The organism is Peribacillus sp. BM1 (genome assembly GCF_056679975.1).
Genome location: NZ_CM155259.1, coordinates 352,380 through 369,020, shown reverse-complemented (window position 1 = coordinate 369,020; position 16,641 = coordinate 352,380). Strand labels below are relative to the sequence as shown.

Genomic DNA, 16,641 nt, shown 5'->3' with positions numbered 1-16,641 from the left:
TAAAGGTGCGGGTTCTGCCCATTTGTTTAGGACAGCCGCTTTTCCTTATTCAATCATAGGTTTTCAATTTCTACTTTTGAGATTTCTTCAAATGTCGACACAAAATAATAGACGTCAGTCGTTTTTCGTTTTGTATCTACTAGGACTAGAAGTTGGACATAATGAAGATCGTCTTCAAGATCGTTAATACGAATATTTTTAACGAAAATATTATCCTCTTTAATTTTTTTCATGACGGTGGAGATATCATATTTGTTTGGAATCATCAATTTCAACATAATTTCCTTTTGCCGAAACTGTTTTGGTCCTATTAAGGAAACTAGCCAAGGGATAAGTTCGACACTAATGATTAATAAAATGACACCTGCAGTTGCTTCGATAAAGAAACCTGCTCCAACTGCTATCCCAATCCCTGCTGCCCCCCAAATAATTGCAGCGGTGGTTAACCCGGAAATACTATTATTATCGCGTCTGAGAATGACTCCTGCCCCGATAAAACCAATGCCTGAAACAATTTGTGCTGCAAGTCTAAGTGGATCCATCGTAATATTCACGTGATCGCTGCCTGTAAACGTATAAGCCGACTCAATCGAGACAACCGTAAGCAAGCAGCTGATAATGGAGATAACTAGGCTCGTCTTCAAGCCAACAGGCTTTCGTTTAATTTCCCGTTCTAAGCCGATTACTAAGCCCAGTAAAGCCGATACTCCGAGCTTTACTAAAATTTGTGCTTCTGAACTTAAGTTTAAAAACCAATCCATGGCCATATCATCACCATTCATATGAAATTTTCTGTTACTATGTATTTGGTGTGCTATACCCTATACAAGGTTTCTTAAACGTATAGGTCCTCTAATTGTTAAAAAAGTGTACAACCTAACAGTATTACTTTCTATTATAAGTCTGAAAAGAGGAATTACTATGCTTCAACCTAAAATAAACCCTTATTTTGTATTATTACTTGCAGTAACATCTATTTCATTATCAGCTATATTTGTCAAATTAGCCTCAGCACCATCAGGCGTTATTGCGTTTTATCGATTATTTTTCACGGTAGTAATCATGCTACCATTCTTTCTGACGAAATATCGTCACGAACTGAAACGTATAAATAAGAAAGACTGGCTACTTTCTAGTATCGCTGGAATATTTCTAGCGTTTCATTTTATCTTGTGGTTCGAATCGTTAAATTACACATCCGTAGCTAGTTCGACGGTTCTTGTAACACTTCAACCGCTATTTGCTTTCGTTGGCGCCTATTTCTTTTTTAAGGAACGGTTTTCAGTGCGAGCGATCTTAAGTAGTGTAATCGCAATTGGTGGAAGCCTTGTTATCAGCTGGGGAGATTTCAAGATTAGTGGAATGGCCTTGTTTGGTGATATGCTCGCACTTATAGCCTGTGCTTTAATAACGGCCTATTTATTAGTAGGCCAAACCGTAAGAAAAAGAATCACCTCTATTACATACACCTTTGTTGTATACGGTATAAGCATGGTTACTTTATTTATTTATGTACTAGCAAAGGGAGAACCACTCGGTCCATATCCGGCAACAGACTGGATTCTATTTATCCTATTAGCTATTTTTCCAAATCTACTAGGGCATTCTCTGCTAAATTGGTCACTAAAATGGCTCAGCACAACAACTATTTCAATGGCTATTTTATTAGAACCGGTTGGCGCAACTATTCTTGCTTACTTTATTTTTGATGAAACGGTTGTACTCACACAAATAATTGGCGGGGTTATCATCTTTGCAGGATTAATTTACTTTCTGAATGACAGTAAAAAAAACAAAGAGCGTTCCACTTAGAAAACGACAGTGTTTAAACGTCATCATCTTTTATGCGGGGTATTTAGTAAAGCTAACGTACTCCAACCTATTTATCTTCACGAGAAAAGCAGTGTAGTGTCACTGCTTTTTTTACTATTTGAAAACAAGGGCCATCCACGAAAAAATAAGAGTGAAGGTAGAGTTCGTAGTCGAAGTCTCTCTTTCAACTGTTCCATCTCAAACAAAAGGAATAATAAGTTATATGTGGAAACAAACGGATTATTCCGTCAGCACTAGGCTTATAAAAGAACAGATGAATCGAACTCGTAGTGAATTCTTTACTATTTATGAAGAAATGAATTGAAAATAAATAAGAGAGATGGTTAAATATAAAAAGTGATTAATAAGTGATGTAATCTTTTTTTAGAAAAAGATTAAAAAAGTATTGCAATCATGTTTTTACCGTGATATATTATTTCTTGTCGCTAAGCTAGTAACGAACGCCAACAACAGTTAATATGAAAAACTTTTCAAAATAATTGTTGACACGGTATACGAGCTTGTGATAACTTATAGAAGTCGCTTCCGAGAGGAACGACAAGCATTGCTCTTTGAAAACTGAACAAAACAAAGCGCCAACGTTTAAATTGAAGTGAGTACACACTATAAAAACAATGAGCAAGTCAAACACTTTTTGGAGAGTTTGATCCTGGCTCAGGACGAACGCTGGCGGCGTGCCTAATACATGCAAGTCGAGCGAATGATAGGGAGCTTGCTCCCTTGATTTAGCGGCGGACGGGTGAGTAACACGTGGGCAACCTACCTGTAAGACTGGGATAACTTCGGGAAACCGGAGCTAATACCGGATAATTTCTTTTCTCGCATGAGAAGAGATGGAAAGACGGTTTCGGCTGTCACTTATAGATGGGCCCGCGGCGCATTAGCTAGTTGGTGAGGTAATGGCTCACCAAGGCCACGATGCGTAGCCGACCTGAGAGGGTGATCGGCCACACTGGGACTGAGACACGGCCCAGACTCCTACGGGAGGCAGCAGTAGGGAATCTTCCGCAATGGACGAAAGTCTGACGGAGCAACGCCGCGTGAACGAAGAAGGCTTTCGGGTCGTAAAGTTCTGTTGTTAGGGAAGAACAAGTACCAGAGTAACTGCTGGTACCTTGACGGTACCTAACCAGAAAGCCACGGCTAACTACGTGCCAGCAGCCGCGGTAATACGTAGGTGGCAAGCGTTGTCCGGAATTATTGGGCGTAAAGCGCGCGCAGGTGGTTCCTTAAGTCTGATGTGAAAGCCCACGGCTCAACCGTGGAGGGTCATTGGAAACTGGGGAACTTGAGTGCAGAAGAGGAAAGTGGAATTCCAAGTGTAGCGGTGAAATGCGTAGAGATTTGGAGGAACACCAGTGGCGAAGGCGACTTTCTGGTCTGTAACTGACACTGAGGCGCGAAAGCGTGGGGAGCGAACAGGATTAGATACCCTGGTAGTCCACGCCGTAAACGATGAGTGCTAAGTGTTAGAGGGTTTCCGCCCTTTAGTGCTGCAGCTAACGCATTAAGCACTCCGCCTGGGGAGTACGGCCGCAAGGCTGAAACTCAAAGGAATTGACGGGGGCCCGCACAAGCGGTGGAGCATGTGGTTTAATTCGAAGCAACGCGAAGAACCTTACCAGGTCTTGACATCCTTTTGCCCTTCCTAGAGATAGGAACTTCCCTTCGGGGACAAAAGTGACAGGTGGTGCATGGTTGTCGTCAGCTCGTGTCGTGAGATGTTGGGTTAAGTCCCGCAACGAGCGCAACCCTTGATCTTAGTTGCCAGCATTCAGTTGGGCACTCTAAGGTGACTGCCGGTGACAAACCGGAGGAAGGTGGGGATGACGTCAAATCATCATGCCCCTTATGACCTGGGCTACACACGTGCTACAATGGATGGTACAAAGAGCTGCAAACCCGCGAGGGTAAGCGAATCTCATAAAGCCATTCTCAGTTCGGATTGTAGGCTGCAACTCGCCTACATGAAGCCGGAATCGCTAGTAATCGTGGATCAGCATGCCACGGTGAATACGTTCCCGGGCCTTGTACACACCGCCCGTCACACCACGAGAGTTTGTAACACCCGAAGTCGGTGAGGTAACCGCAAGGAGCCAGCCGCCTAAGGTGGGACAGATGATTGGGGTGAAGTCGTAACAAGGTAGCCGTATCGGAAGGTGCGGCTGGATCACCTCCTTTCTAAGGATGAAATGAAGTACTAGATACTTCAATAAATGGACGTTTCTGCCTTTGTTTAGTTTTGAGAGAATTATCTCTCTACACTTTGTTCCTTGAAAACTAGATAACGAATAACAAGACATCATTGAAATAGTAAGTTCTTTTTTTTATTAACTTCGGTTAAGTTAGAAAGGGCGCACGGTGGATGCCTTGGCACTAGGAGCCGATGAAGGACGGGACTAACACCGATATGCTTCGGGGAGCTGTAAGTAAGCTTTGATCCGGAGATTTCCGAATGGGGAAACCCACTGTTCGTAATGGAACAGTATCTTTACCTGAATACATAGGGTACTGAAGGCAGACCCGGGGAACTGAAACATCTAAGTACCCGGAGGAAGAGAAAGCAAACGCGATTTCCTGAGTAGCGGCGAGCGAAACGGAAGATAGCCCAAACCAAGAGGCTTGCCTCTTGGGGTTGTAGGACACTCAACATGGAGTTACAAAGGAACGGGGTAAGTGAAGTGATCTGGAAAGATCCGTCAAAGAAGGTAAAAACCCTGTAGCTGAAACTTCGTTCCCTCCTGAGTGGATCCTGAGTACGGCGGGACACGAGAAATCCCGTCGGAAGCAGGGAGGACCATCTCCCAAGGCTAAATACTACCTAGTGACCGATAGTGAACCAGTACCGTGAGGGAAAGGTGAAAAGCACCCCGGAAGGGGAGTGAAATAGATCCTGAAACCGTGTGCCTACAAGTAGTTAGAGCCCGTTAATGGGTGATAGCGTGCCTTTTGTAGAATGAACCGGCGAGTTACGATTTCATGCAAGGTTAAGTTGATAAGACGGAGCCGCAGCGAAAGCGAGTCTGAATAGGGCGCATGAGTATGAGGTCGTAGACCCGAAACCAGGTGATCTACCCATGTCCAGGGTGAAGTTCAGGTAACACTGAATGGAGGCCCGAACCCACGTACGTTGAAAAGTGCGGGGATGAGGTGTGGGTAGCGGAGAAATTCCAATCGAACCTGGAGATAGCTGGTTCTCTCCGAAATAGCTTTAGGGCTAGCCTCGAGATGAGAGTATTGGAGGTAGAGCACTGATTGGACTAGGGGCCCCCAACGGGTTACCGAATTCAGTCAAACTCCGAATGCCAAATACTTATTCTCGGGAGTCAGACTGCGAGTGATAAGATCCGTAGTCAAGAGGGAAACAGCCCAGACCACCAGCTAAGGTCCCCAAGTTTACGTTAAGTGGAAAAGGATGTGGAGTTGCTTAGACAACCAGGATGTTGGCTCAGAAGCAGCCATCATTTAAAGAGTGCGTAATAGCTCACTGGTCGAGTGACTCTGCGCCGAAAATGTACCGGGGCTAAACGTAACACCGAAGCTGTGGATGGATACCGTATGGTATCCGTGGTAGGAGAGCGTTCTAAGGGCGTTGAAGCTAGACCGGAAGGACTGGTGGAGCGCTTAGAAGTGAGAATGCCGGTATGAGTAGCGAAAGAAGGGTGAGAATCCCTTCCACCGAATGCCTAAGGTTTCCTGAGGAAGGCTCGTCCGCTCAGGGTTAGTCGGGACCTAAGCCGAGGCTGAAAAGCGTAGGCGATGGACAACAGGTTGATATTCCTGTACCACCTATACATCGTTTGAGCGATGGGGGGACGCAGAAGGATAGGGTAAGCGCGCTGTTGGATATGCGCGTCCAAGCAGTTAGGCCGGAAACGAGGAAAATCCCGTTTCCATTAAGGCGGAGCTGTGATGGCGAGGGAAATATAGTACCGAAGTTCCTGATTCCACGCTGCCAAGAAAAGCCTCTAGTGAGATGTAGGGTGCCCGTACCGCAAACCGACACAGGTAGGCGAGGAGAGAATCCTAAGGTGTGCGAGAGAACTCTCGTTAAGGAACTCGGCAAAATGACCCCGTAACTTCGGGAGAAGGGGTGCTTTTTAGGGTGAATAGCCCGGAAAAGCCGCAGTGAATAGGCCCAGGCGACTGTTTAGCAAAAACACAGGTCTCTGCGAAGCCGCAAGGCGAAGTATAGGGGCTGACGCCTGCCCGGTGCTGGAAGGTTAAGAGGAGAGGTTAGCCGCAAGGCGAAGCTTTGAATTGAAGCCCCAGTAAACGGCGGCCGTAACTATAACGGTCCTAAGGTAGCGAAATTCCTTGTCGGGTAAGTTCCGACCCGCACGAAAGGCGTAACGATCTGGGCACTGTCTCAACGAGAGACTCGGTGAAATTATAGTACCTGTGAAGATGCAGGTTACCCGCGACAGGACGGAAAGACCCCGTGGAGCTTTACTGCAGCCTGATATTGAATTTTGGTACAGCTTGTACAGGATAGGTAGGAGCCTGTGAAGCCGGAGCGCTAGCTTCGGTCGAGGCGTCGGTGGGATACTACCCTGGCTGTATTGAAATTCTAACCCGCGCCCCTTATCGGGGCGGGAGACAGTGTCAGGCGGGCAGTTTGACTGGGGCGGTCGCCTCCTAAAATGTAACGGAGGCGCCCAAAGGTTCCCTCAGAATGGTTGGAAATCATTCGTAGAGTGTAAAGGCACAAGGGAGCTTGACTGCGAGACCTACAAGTCGAGCAGGGACGAAAGTCGGGCTTAGTGATCCGGTGGTTCCGCATGGAAGGGCCATCGCTCAACGGATAAAAGCTACCCCGGGGATAACAGGCTTATCTCCCCCAAGAGTCCACATCGACGGGGAGGTTTGGCACCTCGATGTCGGCTCATCGCATCCTGGGGCTGTAGTCGGTCCCAAGGGTTGGGCTGTTCGCCCATTAAAGCGGTACGCGAGCTGGGTTCAGAACGTCGTGAGACAGTTCGGTCCCTATCCGTCGTGGGCGCAGGAAATTTGAGAGGAGCTGTCCTTAGTACGAGAGGACCGGGATGGACGCACCGCTGGTGTACCAGTTGTTCTGCCAAGAGCATCGCTGGGTAGCTACGTGCGGACGGGATAAATGCTGAAAGCATCTAAGCATGAAGCCCCCCTCAAGATGAGATTTCCCATAGCGTAAGCTAGTAAGATCCCTGAAAGATGATCAGGTTGATAGGTCAGAGGTGGAAGCGTGGCGACATGTGGAGCTGACTGATACTAATCGATCGAGGACTTAACCAATATATATTTTAATGATGATTCTAAAGTTTGTTATCTAGTTTTGAAGGAATAAACCTTCTAACTGAATTTAGTCTGGTAATGATGGCGAAGAGGTCACACCCGTTCCCATTCCGAACACGGAAGTTAAGCTCTTCAGCGCCGATGGTAGTTGGGGGTCTCCCCCTGTGAGAGTAGGACGTTGCCAGGCTAAGCCCCTAATTAAATTAGGGGCTATTATTCTTTCTATAACTATATGCGGCCCCTTGGTCAAGCGGTTAAGACACCGCCCTTTCACGGCGGTAACACGGGTTCGAATCCCGTAGGGGTCACCATATTGGAGGATTAGCTCAGCTGGGAGAGCATCTGCCTTACAAGCAGAGGGTCGGCGGTTCGATCCCGTCATCCTCCACCATTACCTATAGTGCCGGTGTAGCTCAACTGGTAGAGCAACTGACTTGTAATCAGTAGGTTGGGGGTTCAAGTCCTCTTGCCGGCACCAGGTTTTTTTTTGTTTTCGAGCCATTAGCTCAGTTGGTAGAGCATCTGACTTTTAATCAGAGGGTCGCAGGTTCGAATCCTGCATGGCTCACCATTTATCGCGGGTGTGGCGGAATTGGCAGACGCACCAGACTTAGGATCTGGCGCCGCGAGGCGTGGGGGTTCAAGTCCCTTCACCCGCATTAATTATTACGCGGAAGTAGTTCAGTGGTAGAATACAACCTTGCCAAGGTTGGGGTCGCGGGTTCGAATCCCGTCTTCCGCTCTACTTTTCGTAAGTGCCGGGGTGGCGGAACTGGCAGACGCACAGGACTTAAAATCCTGCGGTAGGTGACTACCGTACCGGTTCGATTCCGGTCCTCGGCACCATAATATTTATACGCGCCCGTAGCTCAATTGGATAGAGCATCTGACTACGAATCAGAAGGTTGTAGGTTCGACTCCCGCCGGGCGCATTGTTTCTATACGGGAAGTAGCTCAGCTTGGTAGAGCACTTGGTTTGGGACCAAGGGGTCGCAGGTTCGAATCCTGTCTTCCCGACCATTTCAATTTTAATTATGGGGCCTTAGCTCAGCTGGGAGAGCGCCTGCCTTGCACGCAGGAGGTCAGCGGTTCGATCCCGCTAGGCTCCACCATTATTATGATTATTGTATACGCTTATTTATTTGGCGGCGTAGCTCAGCTGGCTAGAGCGTACGGTTCATACCCGTGAGGTCGGGGGTTCGATCCCCTCTGCCGCTACCAAATCATGAAGGATCTTTAGCTCAGCTGGTTAGAGCAGACGGCTCATAACCGTCTGGTCGTAGGTTCGAGTCCTACAAGATCCACCACTATTTATTCGGAGGTATACCCAAGCCCGGCTGAAGGGATCGGTCTTGAAAACCGACAGGGGAGTCAAATCCCGCGGGGGTTCGAATCCCTCTACCTCCTCCATTTTTTAAAAAAAGATCACACAATTCATATCGTCGCGGGGTGGAGCAGTTCGGTAGCTCGTCGGGCTCATAACCCGAAGGTCGCAGGTTCAAATCCTGTCCCCGCAATCTGGTCCGGTAGTTCAGTTGGTTAGAATGCCTGCCTGTCACGCAGGAGGTCGCGGGTTCGAGTCCCGTCCGGACCGCCATTTTTATTCTAGTAGGGTCACCTACTGTTGATATACATTGTGTGGCTCAGTAGCTCAGTCGGTAGAGCAAAGGACTGAAAATCCTTGTGTCGGCGGTTCGATTCCGTCCTGAGCCATCATTAGCTTAATACGGAGGGGTAGCGAAGTGGCTAAACGCGGCGGACTGTAAATCCGCTCCTTCGGGTTCGGCAGTTCGAATCTGCCCCCCTCCACCATTGTGTAGTTTAAAGATAGAATAGAGGTCTTCGGAACTTCCGAAGAAGGTTGTGAACCCATTTATTTTATATTATTGGGCTATAGCCAAGCGGTAAGGCAACGGATTTTGATTCCGTCATGCGAAGGTTCGAACCCTTCTAGCCCAGTCATGGCAGCATAGCCAAGTGGTAAGGCAGAGGTCTGCAAAACCTTCACCCCCGGTTCAAATCCGGGTGCTGCCTTAATCATGCCGGTGTGGCGGAATTGGCAGACGCGCACGACTCAAAATCGTGTTCCGTAAGGAGTGCCGGTTCGACCCCGGCCACCGGTATCGAAGCGAGACATATTTTGCGGGTGTAGTTTAGTGGTAAAACCTCAGCCTTCCAAGCTGATGATGAGAGTTCGATTCTCTTCACCCGCTCCAAAGAATGGGCCTATAGCTCAGCTGGTTAGAGCGCACGCCTGATAAGCGTGAGGTCGATGGTTCGAGTCCATTTAGGCCCACCATAATCCTATATTTTTTGTTCCGCAGTAGCTCAGTGGTAGAGCATTCGGCTGTTAACCGAACGGTCGTAGGTTCGAGTCCTACCTGCGGAGCCATTTTTTTTATATGGGGAAGTACTCAAGAGGCTGAAGAGGCGCCCCTGCTAAGGGTGTAGGTCGGGTAACCGGCGCGAGGGTTCAAATCCCTCCTTTAGAAAAGGTGCATACATCTACGTATGCATCTTTTTTATTTGACTTTTTTAGAATGGTCTACTACCTCATTACTCATTTACATAATAAATGGGGAGTCCTTTATCCATCTAGCGTTTATTGCTTTTTATTAGGATAAACATTTCTATTCTTTCCTTGTACATCATTTCCGATATATGCTTCATATTCTTCTGTAAAGCCTTCTGTTTCGTCTTCATTATTATAAAGAGTATCATAACTCTCATGGTCGCCACTGTAGTCGGAAGGTGTCTCCGAAGTTCCAAAACGAGCAACCTCAGCAAAGCTATCTTCTTTGTCAGTAATTTCACTTCCAAGGCGTCGATTTTCGAAATGGTTTCCTAAAGATGGGATAAGTACATCTTCTTCTACAGGTCGTGCTGGAATAGTGTTTTGTGTTTGAGCGTGTTCAAAACAATGTAGTGTGGCTGGAACTGCTTCGAGTCGCTCCATAGAAATGGTATTACCACAAACTTTACAATGACCATATTTACCTTCATTTATAGCTTCAAGGGCTGCGTTAATTTTCTCAATTTCGGATTTAGCGTGATCATTCAACGCCATAATTCTCTCTTTATCAAAAAGCTCAGTACCCATATCGGCTGGGTGGTTATCATAAGAAGATAATTCATCTACGGATTCTTTTTGACTCACTTTCACTAAGGTTTCTTCATCACTTTGAATTTGTTCTTGGAGTTGTTCTTTTTCTAAAAGTAATTTTTCTTTTAAAATTTGAATTTGTTTAGTAGTAGCCATTTTATTTCACTCCTTAGGAGATTTTTTTATCGTATATGTACATTACCCGAATAGGTGTTGGTAGAAACGTTGAGGGAGTATGAAAAAAGAGGAGGTTGATAAAGACTTCTTTAACCTTTTGATAGTAACAACGAAAAAAAGGATGTCCCAAAAGCAAAGGGTCAGACCCCGCAAAAACTAAATGCAGTATAGAATAAGTGTAAGAAACACTACATACTGATTTAGAGTGCGAGGTCAGACCCTTTTGTGACATCCACTTTTTCATTAAACAAAATAACTAATCAATAATCCTATAGATAGAAGTAATCCGAAAATGGTGTTTGTTTGGGCAGTTGCTTTCATGGCGGGCATCATTTCAATCGGAATGGTTTTGCCAACAAAGCCTTTTGTTGCTTTTGCAGCCTTAGGGATGCTTAATAGAGTTAGCAGAATCCATGGTGTTACAACTCCTAATGCAACAATTACAATAATCCATAGGTAGGCAATAGCAAACATGGCAACCATGAAGCGTATTCCTTTTTCACGTCCTAGTAAAATTGGCAGCGTGCGTCGACCGTTTGCTTTGTCACCATCATGGTCACGTAGGTTATTAGACATATTAATTAAGCCGACTAGAATAAGGCTAGGTACTGATACGATTGCAACTGTGCTTGAAACATGACCAGTTTGGATGAAATAAGCAATGAGTATAATGACGTAGCCCATGAAAAATCCTGAAAAAAGTTCACCAAATGGTGTAGATGAAATAGGAATGGGCCCGCCTGTATACAAGTAACCGATAAGCATGCAGATTAAACCAACTGCAGCAAGCCACCATGAGGACACAGCACAGATATACACGCCAAGTAAAAGAGCGATTGCATAAAAGCTGAGTGCCAAATTCATGATCAACTTCGGCGTCATTCCATGGCGAACGATTCCACCACCAATGCCAACTGATTCAGCGGTATCTAGACCGCGTTTAAAGTCATAGTATTCATTAAATAAATTAGTAGCTGCTTGAATTAATAGGCTGGCAATTAGCATTGCTGCAAAGAGGATCCAGTTTACTTCCTCTGCTATTAAAGCGAGCAAGGTACCAATGAGTACAGGGACAAACGCCGCTGTCAACGTATGTGGGCGAATCAGTTCCCACCAAATCTTCCAGCTGCGTTTTTCTTGTTGGGGTGAAACGGAATTAGATTGTATAGACATTTCTCTTCTCCTCTTAAGTTAGCTTGCATTTGTAATTACGAATCAAATATTGGTACAGAATAAGTGTAGGAAAACAAATTAAGTGTGTCAATGTCTATTTGTGATTTTCTTAACAATAACGTTTGTTTGTTTTTAAAAGAGAATATATTAATAGGAAAAAAGTTGTCATAAAACGATGAATAAAGACCGCAATAATTGACATTGAGCCGAAATGAGGTGTATCTTTAAATAGGTTTGTATGCTTTTAAAATGTTGACATTAAGGGGGATTTTTTTTGGCTATCTCACATGAAACTGAATGGTTTTATGGACTTGGGCAAGCTGTGCAAAAAGCGAAACAGCAAAAGCAAAAAGTCTTGTTCAGTGTAGTAAGGAAAATCGATGATTTAGACCCCCTTTCATTTTATCAAGCTGGAAGAGAACGGTATGCAGGAGAACGCTTTTACTGGCAGGATCCTGAAAAAGAACTGACCATTGCTGGTTTAGGTATAGTGGAAAAAATCCAAGTGAAGGCGGATGCTTTAAGAGTGAGAAGGATTGAAGCGAACTGGACTGATCTTCAGAAAAATGCCGTTAAAGCAGGTGTTACTGGAGTAGTGGGTACAGGTCCGTTAGTGTTTGGTGGATATTCTTTTGATTATAATAAAACGGATTCCCTGCTTTGGGATCAATTTGGTGATAGTTTGTTTTATATTCCTGCCTTCATGCTATCCATTGTGAAGGGACAAGCATATTTAACGACCAATATTGTTTGCACATCGGAAGATCAAGCAAATCTCTTCATAGATCTGATAAATGAACGGGAAAATGAGATTAGAAATCGTTTGACGAATGTGGCTGTAGGCGTAAATGAGTATTTGGAACAAATCGAGGATAATCCTGAGGGTTGGAAGAGAATTGTTGCAAAAGCCGTTTCACATATGAAGCATTCGGAATTGGACAAAGTTGTTCTAGCAAGAGAATTACGGATTGTGTTTAAGAAACGAATTGAAACAGTTGCTGTTCTTCGGCGGCTTCAAAAGGAACAAGCAGGAAGCTTTATTTTTTGTTTAGAATCGGCAGGGGATTGTTTTATTGGTGCAACCCCTGAGCGTCTCGTAAAAAAACACGGAAATGAATTATTCTCTGCCTGTCTTGCTGGCTCAATTGCTCGTGGGAAAGATGCAAAAAAGGATAGGAAGTTGGAACATGAGCTACTACATGATCAAAAAAACCTCCTTGAACATCAATATGTCGTTTCCATGATTAAGGATGCACTAAGTTTGGTTTGTAAAAAGCTTGAAGTACCTAAAGATCCGACAGTTATGAAAAATAGGCATATTCAGCATTTGTATACACCAGTTAGCGGAGAATGCGATGCGGATGTGTCTATTTTCGACGTAATAAGCAAGCTTCACCCAACACCTGCAATGGGGGGACTTCCGACAGAACAGGCCGTTGCATGGATCCGTGAGAACGAAGAACTGGAGCGTGGCTTTTATGCATCGCCAATTGGCTGGTCTGATTCTTATGGAAATGGCGAGTTTGCGGTGGGCATACGTTCAGCGCTCATTCAAGGTAATGAAGCCTCCTTGTTTGCTGGTTGTGGAGTACTGGAAGACTCTACGCCTGAAGGTGAATACGAAGAAACAGGAATAAAATTTAATCCGATGTTAAGTGCTTTAGGAGGGAACCTTCATGAATAATCGTGATGCGTTAACTGCGTATGCGACGGCTTTTGTCGATGAATTAGCTCAAAATCAAATAAAGGACGTAGTAATTAGTCCAGGTTCACGTTCCACGCCATTGGCCTTACTTTTGGCGGAGCATCCAGAGATAAAGATTCATATTAATGTGGATGAGCGCTCTGCTGCCTTTTTTGCGTTAGGGCTTGCAAAAGCAATGAAAAAGCCGATAGCGATGCTTTGTACATCAGGAACGGCAACCGCTAATTATTATCCTGCGATAGTAGAAGCGTTCTACTCTCGGATTCCACTGATTGTCTTAACGGCTGATAGACCGCATGAACTGAGGGATGTCGGTGCACCGCAGACAATCGATCAGATCGGAATGTATGGTAATCACGTGAAGTGGTTTGTCGAGATGGCACTTCCAGAAAGCAGTATGAGCATGGTGCGTTATGCGCGAACGGTTTGTGCAAGAGCTGTAGCGACTGCTACTAATGAGCCAGCTGGTCCGGTTCATTTGAATTTCCCTCTGCGAGAACCGCTTATTCCGAATTTGGCAGAAGCGAGAAATTATCGTCAGGAGAAACAAGCTGCTGTAGCGATTGAACCTGGTACCCTGACATTATCAATGAACCAATTGGATGCGATAGCACAAGAAATTGGGCAAGCTAAACGAGGGCTGATTATATGTGGAGAGATGAAGAATGATGGCATAAAAGAGGCCGTGACAAAGCTTGGGGGAAGACTAGGATTTCCCATTCTTGCCGATCCACTTTCACAGTTGCGAAGCGGTCAACATTCGTTTTCAAATGTGATAGACTGTTATGATACCTTTTTGCGTGATGAGCATGTGATGGATGCTTTTCATCCAGATGTCATCCTCCGATTTGGAGCAATGCCTGTGTCGAAGCCTTTGCTGTTATGGTTAAAAAAACAGAAAGCCGAGTCCTTTGTCATTGATGGTGGAGCAGGCTATCGGGACCCAAGCGGTCTTGCAACGCGTATGGTGTACAGTGAAGAAGAACGCTTTTGCCGAGATATTGTCGAACGGCTGCCTGAAGACGGTGACCAAGACTGGTTGCAACGCTGGGTGAAGGTTAATGAAGCGACAAAACATGCGCTCCGAAGCATCGCTAATGAAGAAGAGTTGGATGAAGGGAAGCTATTTTACCAATTGAATGAGCTTATGCCGGAGCACTCTCATTTATTTGTCGGAAACAGTATGCCTATTCGAGATATAGATACGTTTTTCTTTGCAAATAAGAAAAACGTAGAAATCTATGCAAACCGGGGTGCAAATGGAATTGATGGAATTGTTTCGACCGCTCTTGGTGTGAGTACGGTTAAGGAAAAGACCGTACTTGCGATCGGTGATTTAAGCTTTTTCCACGATATGAATGGTTTGCTTGCCGGAAAGCTTCAAGGCCAAAATTTGACCATTTTAGTGATTAACAATGATGGGGGCGGGATTTTCTCTTTCTTGTCGCAAGCTTCGGAAAAAGAATATTTCGAAGTATTATTCGGTACTCCACATGGTCTGGATTTTTCACACACGGCTCATCTTTATAACGCAACATATCGAAAGATAAAGGATTGGGATGAATTTAACGAGGTCTTTTCTGCATCATTTTCAATACCTGGATTAAAGATTATCGAGATTCCGACAAATCGTGATACGAATGTTTTAAACCATCGTAATTTGTGGAGTTTTGTTTCCCGGGAAATAGCAGCTGCTTTAAACGGAGAAATACAGTGAAACTTGTCTGTCGAAGTGTCGAGTATCATATAGACATCATAGGACAGGGTGAACCTCTTCTCCTTTTACATGGGTTTACAGGTAGCCTTGAAACATGGAAATTTCTTTGGCCGATGCAAAAGAAGTATCAGCTGATTATGGTGGATATCATTGGTCATGGTTCTACAGAATCTCCTCATAATGCCGAGCGATATACTATGCTGGAAGCAGCGAAGGATATTCGAGAAATCTTAGATAGACTATCGATTCAAAAAACTCATGTGCTTGGGTATTCAATGGGTGGAAGGCTGGCGCTAAGTTTTGCTTGCTTCTTTCCTGAATTTGTACAGTCACTGATACTTGAAAGTGCTTCTCCGGGACTGAAGACAGAGACTGCACGACAAGAGCGTAGAATCCAAGATGCAAAGCTCGCTGATAAAATTGTCAAAAAGGGCATTTCGTCTTTTGTCGATGACTGGGAGAATATCCCCCTTTTCGATTCACAGAAGAAAATGCCTCAGGAGAAGCAAGAGGCTGTGAGAAAAGAGCGGCTTGCGAATACGGGACTGGGTCTTTGTAACAGTTTACTTGGAATGGGGACAGGGGCTCAGCCTTCCTGGTGGAATCAGCTTGAAAACTTATCTATGCCGATTCTTCTTCTCACAGGTGAGTTGGATAATAAATTTTGTGACATAGCGAGATCGATGCAATCACTCATGAAAGAGTGTGAATGGCAGATAATAAATGATGCTGGTCATGCAATTCATGTGGAAGATGAAGAGAAGTTTGGTAAGATAGTAAGTGAGTTTTTAGCAAAATAATAAAGGAGGATATAACATGACAATTCAATGGGAAACAATTCGTGAATATCAAGAAATTTTATTCCAAAAATATAATGGGATTGCTAAAGTATCGATTAACCGACCACATGTACATAACGCTTTTACACCGAGAACAGTGTCTGAAATGATCGATGCATTTGCAAGAGCGCGTGATGACTCTAGCATTGGCGTTATTATATTAACAGGTGAAGGCGGCAAAGCTTTCTGTTCAGGCGGTGACCAAAAAGTACGTGGACATGGTGGGTATGTTGGTGACGATGATATTCCACGTTTAAATGTATTAGATCTACAACGCTTAATTCGTACGATTCCTAAACCAGTTGTTGCTATGGTGGCAGGTTACGCAATTGGTGGAGGACATGTGCTACACATCGTCTGTGACTTAACGATTGCTGCTGACAATGCGGTATTCGGACAAACAGGACCAACGGTAGGAAGCTTTGACGCGGGTTATGGGTCTGGCTACTTAGCACGGATTGTAGGACATAAGAAAGCGCGTGAAATCTGGTACCTATGCCGTCAATATGGTGCACAGGAAGCATTGGACATGGGCTTAGTCAATACAGTTGTACCATTAGAGCAATTGGAAGCTGAAACGGTACAATGGTGTGAGGAAATGCTTGAAAAGAGTCCGACTGCTCTTCGTTTCTTAAAAGCTGCATTTAACGCGGACACAGATGGTCTTGCAGGCCTTCAGCAATTTGCTGGCGACGCTACACTTCTGTATTATACAACAGACGAAGCAAAAGAAGGCCGCGATGCTTTCAAAGAAAAACGTAAACCTGACTTCGGTCAATTCCCACGTTTTCCTTAATACAAATGGACATGGCAGCTTGGC

8 protein-coding genes, 24 tRNA genes and 3 rRNA genes are annotated in these 16,641 nt (G+C 45.0%); 32 read left to right on the top strand and 3 right to left on the bottom strand.

What is annotated here, in order from left to right:
- Positions 1-53: 53 nt before the first annotated feature.
- Positions 54-761, bottom strand: coding sequence for an MgtC/SapB family protein (locus AC1MGI_RS01880; protein WP_062186061.1), 708 nt, complete (start codon positions 759-761; stop codon positions 54-56).
- 160 nt (positions 762-921) lie between these two features.
- Between AC1MGI_RS01880 and AC1MGI_RS01875 the strand changes: the two genes are divergently transcribed.
- The 28 genes from AC1MGI_RS01875 (at position 922) to AC1MGI_RS01740 (ending at position 9,596) form a co-directional block, all read left to right on the top strand.
- Positions 922-1,812: a DMT family transporter gene (locus AC1MGI_RS01875; RefSeq protein WP_480348070.1), complete on the top strand. Its 891-nt coding sequence runs from the start codon at positions 922-924 to the stop codon at positions 1,810-1,812.
- Positions 1,813-2,464: 652 nt separating this feature from the next.
- A 16S ribosomal RNA gene (locus AC1MGI_RS01870) occupies positions 2,465-4,014 on the top strand.
- A gap of 157 nt (positions 4,015-4,171) precedes the next feature.
- Positions 4,172-7,107: ribosomal RNA gene (locus tag AC1MGI_RS01865) — 23S ribosomal RNA — on the top strand.
- 71 nt (positions 7,108-7,178) lie between these two features.
- A 5S ribosomal RNA gene (gene rrf / locus AC1MGI_RS01860) occupies positions 7,179-7,294 on the top strand.
- The 16S, 23S and 5S rRNA genes sit together here with 24 tRNA genes alongside, the layout of an rRNA operon.
- A 49-nt stretch (positions 7,295-7,343) precedes the next feature.
- Positions 7,344-7,418 (top strand) — tRNA-Glu (locus AC1MGI_RS01855).
- A 4-nt stretch (positions 7,419-7,422) separates the two neighbouring features.
- A tRNA-Val gene (locus AC1MGI_RS01850) sits at positions 7,423-7,498 on the top strand.
- Between the two features lie 11 nt (positions 7,499-7,509).
- Positions 7,510-7,585 (top strand) — tRNA-Thr (locus AC1MGI_RS01845).
- A 17-nt stretch (positions 7,586-7,602) separates the two neighbouring features.
- Positions 7,603-7,678 (top strand) — tRNA-Lys (locus tag AC1MGI_RS01840).
- 6 nt (positions 7,679-7,684) lie between these two features.
- A tRNA-Leu gene (locus AC1MGI_RS01835) sits at positions 7,685-7,766 on the top strand.
- 11 nt (positions 7,767-7,777) lie between these two features.
- A tRNA-Gly gene (locus AC1MGI_RS01830) sits at positions 7,778-7,849 on the top strand.
- 15 nt (positions 7,850-7,864) lie between these two features.
- Positions 7,865-7,953, top strand: a tRNA-Leu gene (locus AC1MGI_RS01825).
- A 12-nt stretch (positions 7,954-7,965) separates the two neighbouring features.
- Positions 7,966-8,039, top strand: a tRNA-Arg gene (locus tag AC1MGI_RS01820).
- 11 nt (positions 8,040-8,050) lie between these two features.
- Positions 8,051-8,127: transfer RNA gene (locus AC1MGI_RS01815), tRNA-Pro, on the top strand.
- 16 nt (positions 8,128-8,143) lie between these two features.
- Positions 8,144-8,219, top strand: a tRNA-Ala gene (locus tag AC1MGI_RS01810).
- Between the two features lie 32 nt (positions 8,220-8,251).
- Positions 8,252-8,328 (top strand) — tRNA-Met (locus AC1MGI_RS01805).
- A 9-nt stretch (positions 8,329-8,337) separates the two neighbouring features.
- Positions 8,338-8,414: transfer RNA gene (locus tag AC1MGI_RS01800), tRNA-Ile, on the top strand.
- A 10-nt stretch (positions 8,415-8,424) separates the two neighbouring features.
- A tRNA-Ser gene (locus tag AC1MGI_RS01795) sits at positions 8,425-8,517 on the top strand.
- A 33-nt stretch (positions 8,518-8,550) separates the two neighbouring features.
- A tRNA-Met gene (locus tag AC1MGI_RS01790) sits at positions 8,551-8,624 on the top strand.
- A 3-nt stretch (positions 8,625-8,627) separates the two neighbouring features.
- Positions 8,628-8,704 (top strand) — tRNA-Asp (locus tag AC1MGI_RS01785).
- A gap of 43 nt (positions 8,705-8,747) precedes the next feature.
- Positions 8,748-8,820 (top strand) — tRNA-Phe (locus AC1MGI_RS01780).
- A 15-nt stretch (positions 8,821-8,835) separates the two neighbouring features.
- Positions 8,836-8,919, top strand: a tRNA-Tyr gene (locus AC1MGI_RS01775).
- Positions 8,920-8,994: 75 nt separating this feature from the next.
- Positions 8,995-9,066: transfer RNA gene (locus AC1MGI_RS01770), tRNA-Gln, on the top strand.
- Positions 9,067-9,070: 4 nt separating this feature from the next.
- A tRNA-Cys gene (locus AC1MGI_RS01765) sits at positions 9,071-9,141 on the top strand.
- 7 nt (positions 9,142-9,148) lie between these two features.
- A tRNA-Leu gene (locus tag AC1MGI_RS01760) sits at positions 9,149-9,230 on the top strand.
- A gap of 19 nt (positions 9,231-9,249) precedes the next feature.
- Positions 9,250-9,323, top strand: a tRNA-Gly gene (locus AC1MGI_RS01755).
- 6 nt (positions 9,324-9,329) lie between these two features.
- A tRNA-Ile gene (locus tag AC1MGI_RS01750) sits at positions 9,330-9,406 on the top strand.
- A gap of 18 nt (positions 9,407-9,424) precedes the next feature.
- A tRNA-Asn gene (locus tag AC1MGI_RS01745) sits at positions 9,425-9,499 on the top strand.
- Positions 9,500-9,514: 15 nt separating this feature from the next.
- Positions 9,515-9,596 (top strand) — tRNA-Ser (locus AC1MGI_RS01740).
- A gap of 113 nt (positions 9,597-9,709) precedes the next feature.
- Here AC1MGI_RS01740 and AC1MGI_RS01735 read toward each other — a convergent pair.
- Together AC1MGI_RS01735 and AC1MGI_RS01730 are read right to left on the bottom strand one after the other, a co-directional pair.
- The gene (locus tag AC1MGI_RS01735) at positions 9,710-10,366 is read right to left on the bottom strand and encodes a TraR/DksA C4-type zinc finger protein (protein ID WP_480348068.1); all 657 of its coding nucleotides are present in this window, start codon (positions 10,364-10,366) and stop codon (positions 9,710-9,712) included.
- Positions 10,367-10,630: 264 nt separating this feature from the next.
- A complete protein-coding gene (locus tag AC1MGI_RS01730) occupies positions 10,631-11,560 on the bottom strand; it encodes a 1,4-dihydroxy-2-naphthoate polyprenyltransferase (protein WP_480348066.1) in 930 nt (309 codons plus the stop codon).
- Positions 11,561-11,834: 274 nt separating this feature from the next.
- Between AC1MGI_RS01730 and AC1MGI_RS01725 the strand changes: the two genes are divergently transcribed.
- The 4 genes from AC1MGI_RS01725 to menB are packed head-to-tail and all read left to right on the top strand — an operon-like array spanning position 11,835 to position 16,617.
- Complete coding sequence (locus AC1MGI_RS01725) at positions 11,835-13,244, top strand: isochorismate synthase (RefSeq protein WP_480348064.1); 1,410 nt, start codon at positions 11,835-11,837, stop codon at positions 13,242-13,244.
- Positions 13,237-14,982 carry a 2-succinyl-5-enolpyruvyl-6-hydroxy-3-cyclohexene-1-carboxylic-acid synthase gene (gene menD, locus AC1MGI_RS01720; RefSeq protein WP_480348062.1) on the top strand — a complete coding sequence of 582 codons (1,746 nt, stop codon included), beginning with the start codon at positions 13,237-13,239 and terminating at the stop codon, positions 14,980-14,982. Before AC1MGI_RS01725 ends, menD begins: the two co-directional genes overlap by 8 nt.
- The gene (gene menH, locus AC1MGI_RS01715; RefSeq protein WP_480348060.1) at positions 14,979-15,782 is read left to right on the top strand and encodes a 2-succinyl-6-hydroxy-2,4-cyclohexadiene-1-carboxylate synthase; all 804 of its coding nucleotides are present in this window, start codon (positions 14,979-14,981) and stop codon (positions 15,780-15,782) included. The genes menD and menH overlap by 4 nt, the downstream gene beginning before the upstream one ends.
- A gap of 16 nt (positions 15,783-15,798) precedes the next feature.
- Positions 15,799-16,617: a 1,4-dihydroxy-2-naphthoyl-CoA synthase gene (gene menB / locus AC1MGI_RS01710; RefSeq protein WP_480348059.1), complete on the top strand. Its 819-nt coding sequence runs from the start codon at positions 15,799-15,801 to the stop codon at positions 16,615-16,617.
- Positions 16,618-16,641: the final 24 nt, after the last annotated feature.

Bases quoted from the DNA above. Each gene is read 5' to 3' on its own strand.
- AC1MGI_RS01730 (WP_480348066.1), bottom strand. From the start codon at position 11,560: ATGTCTATACAATCTAATTCCGTTTCACCCCAACAAGAAAAACGCAGC.
- AC1MGI_RS01875 (WP_480348070.1), top strand. From the start codon at position 922: ATGCTTCAACCTAAAATAAACCCTTATTTTGTATTATTACTTGCAGTA.
- menD (WP_480348062.1), top strand. From the start codon at position 13,237: ATGAATAATCGTGATGCGTTAACTGCGTATGCGACGGCTTTTGTCGAT.
- menB (WP_480348059.1), top strand. From the start codon at position 15,799: ATGACAATTCAATGGGAAACAATTCGTGAATATCAAGAAATTTTATTC.
- AC1MGI_RS01880 (WP_062186061.1), bottom strand. From the start codon at position 761: ATGGATTGGTTTTTAAACTTAAGTTCAGAAGCACAAATTTTAGTAAAG.
- AC1MGI_RS01735 (WP_480348068.1), bottom strand. From the start codon at position 10,366: ATGGCTACTACTAAACAAATTCAAATTTTAAAAGAAAAATTACTTTTA.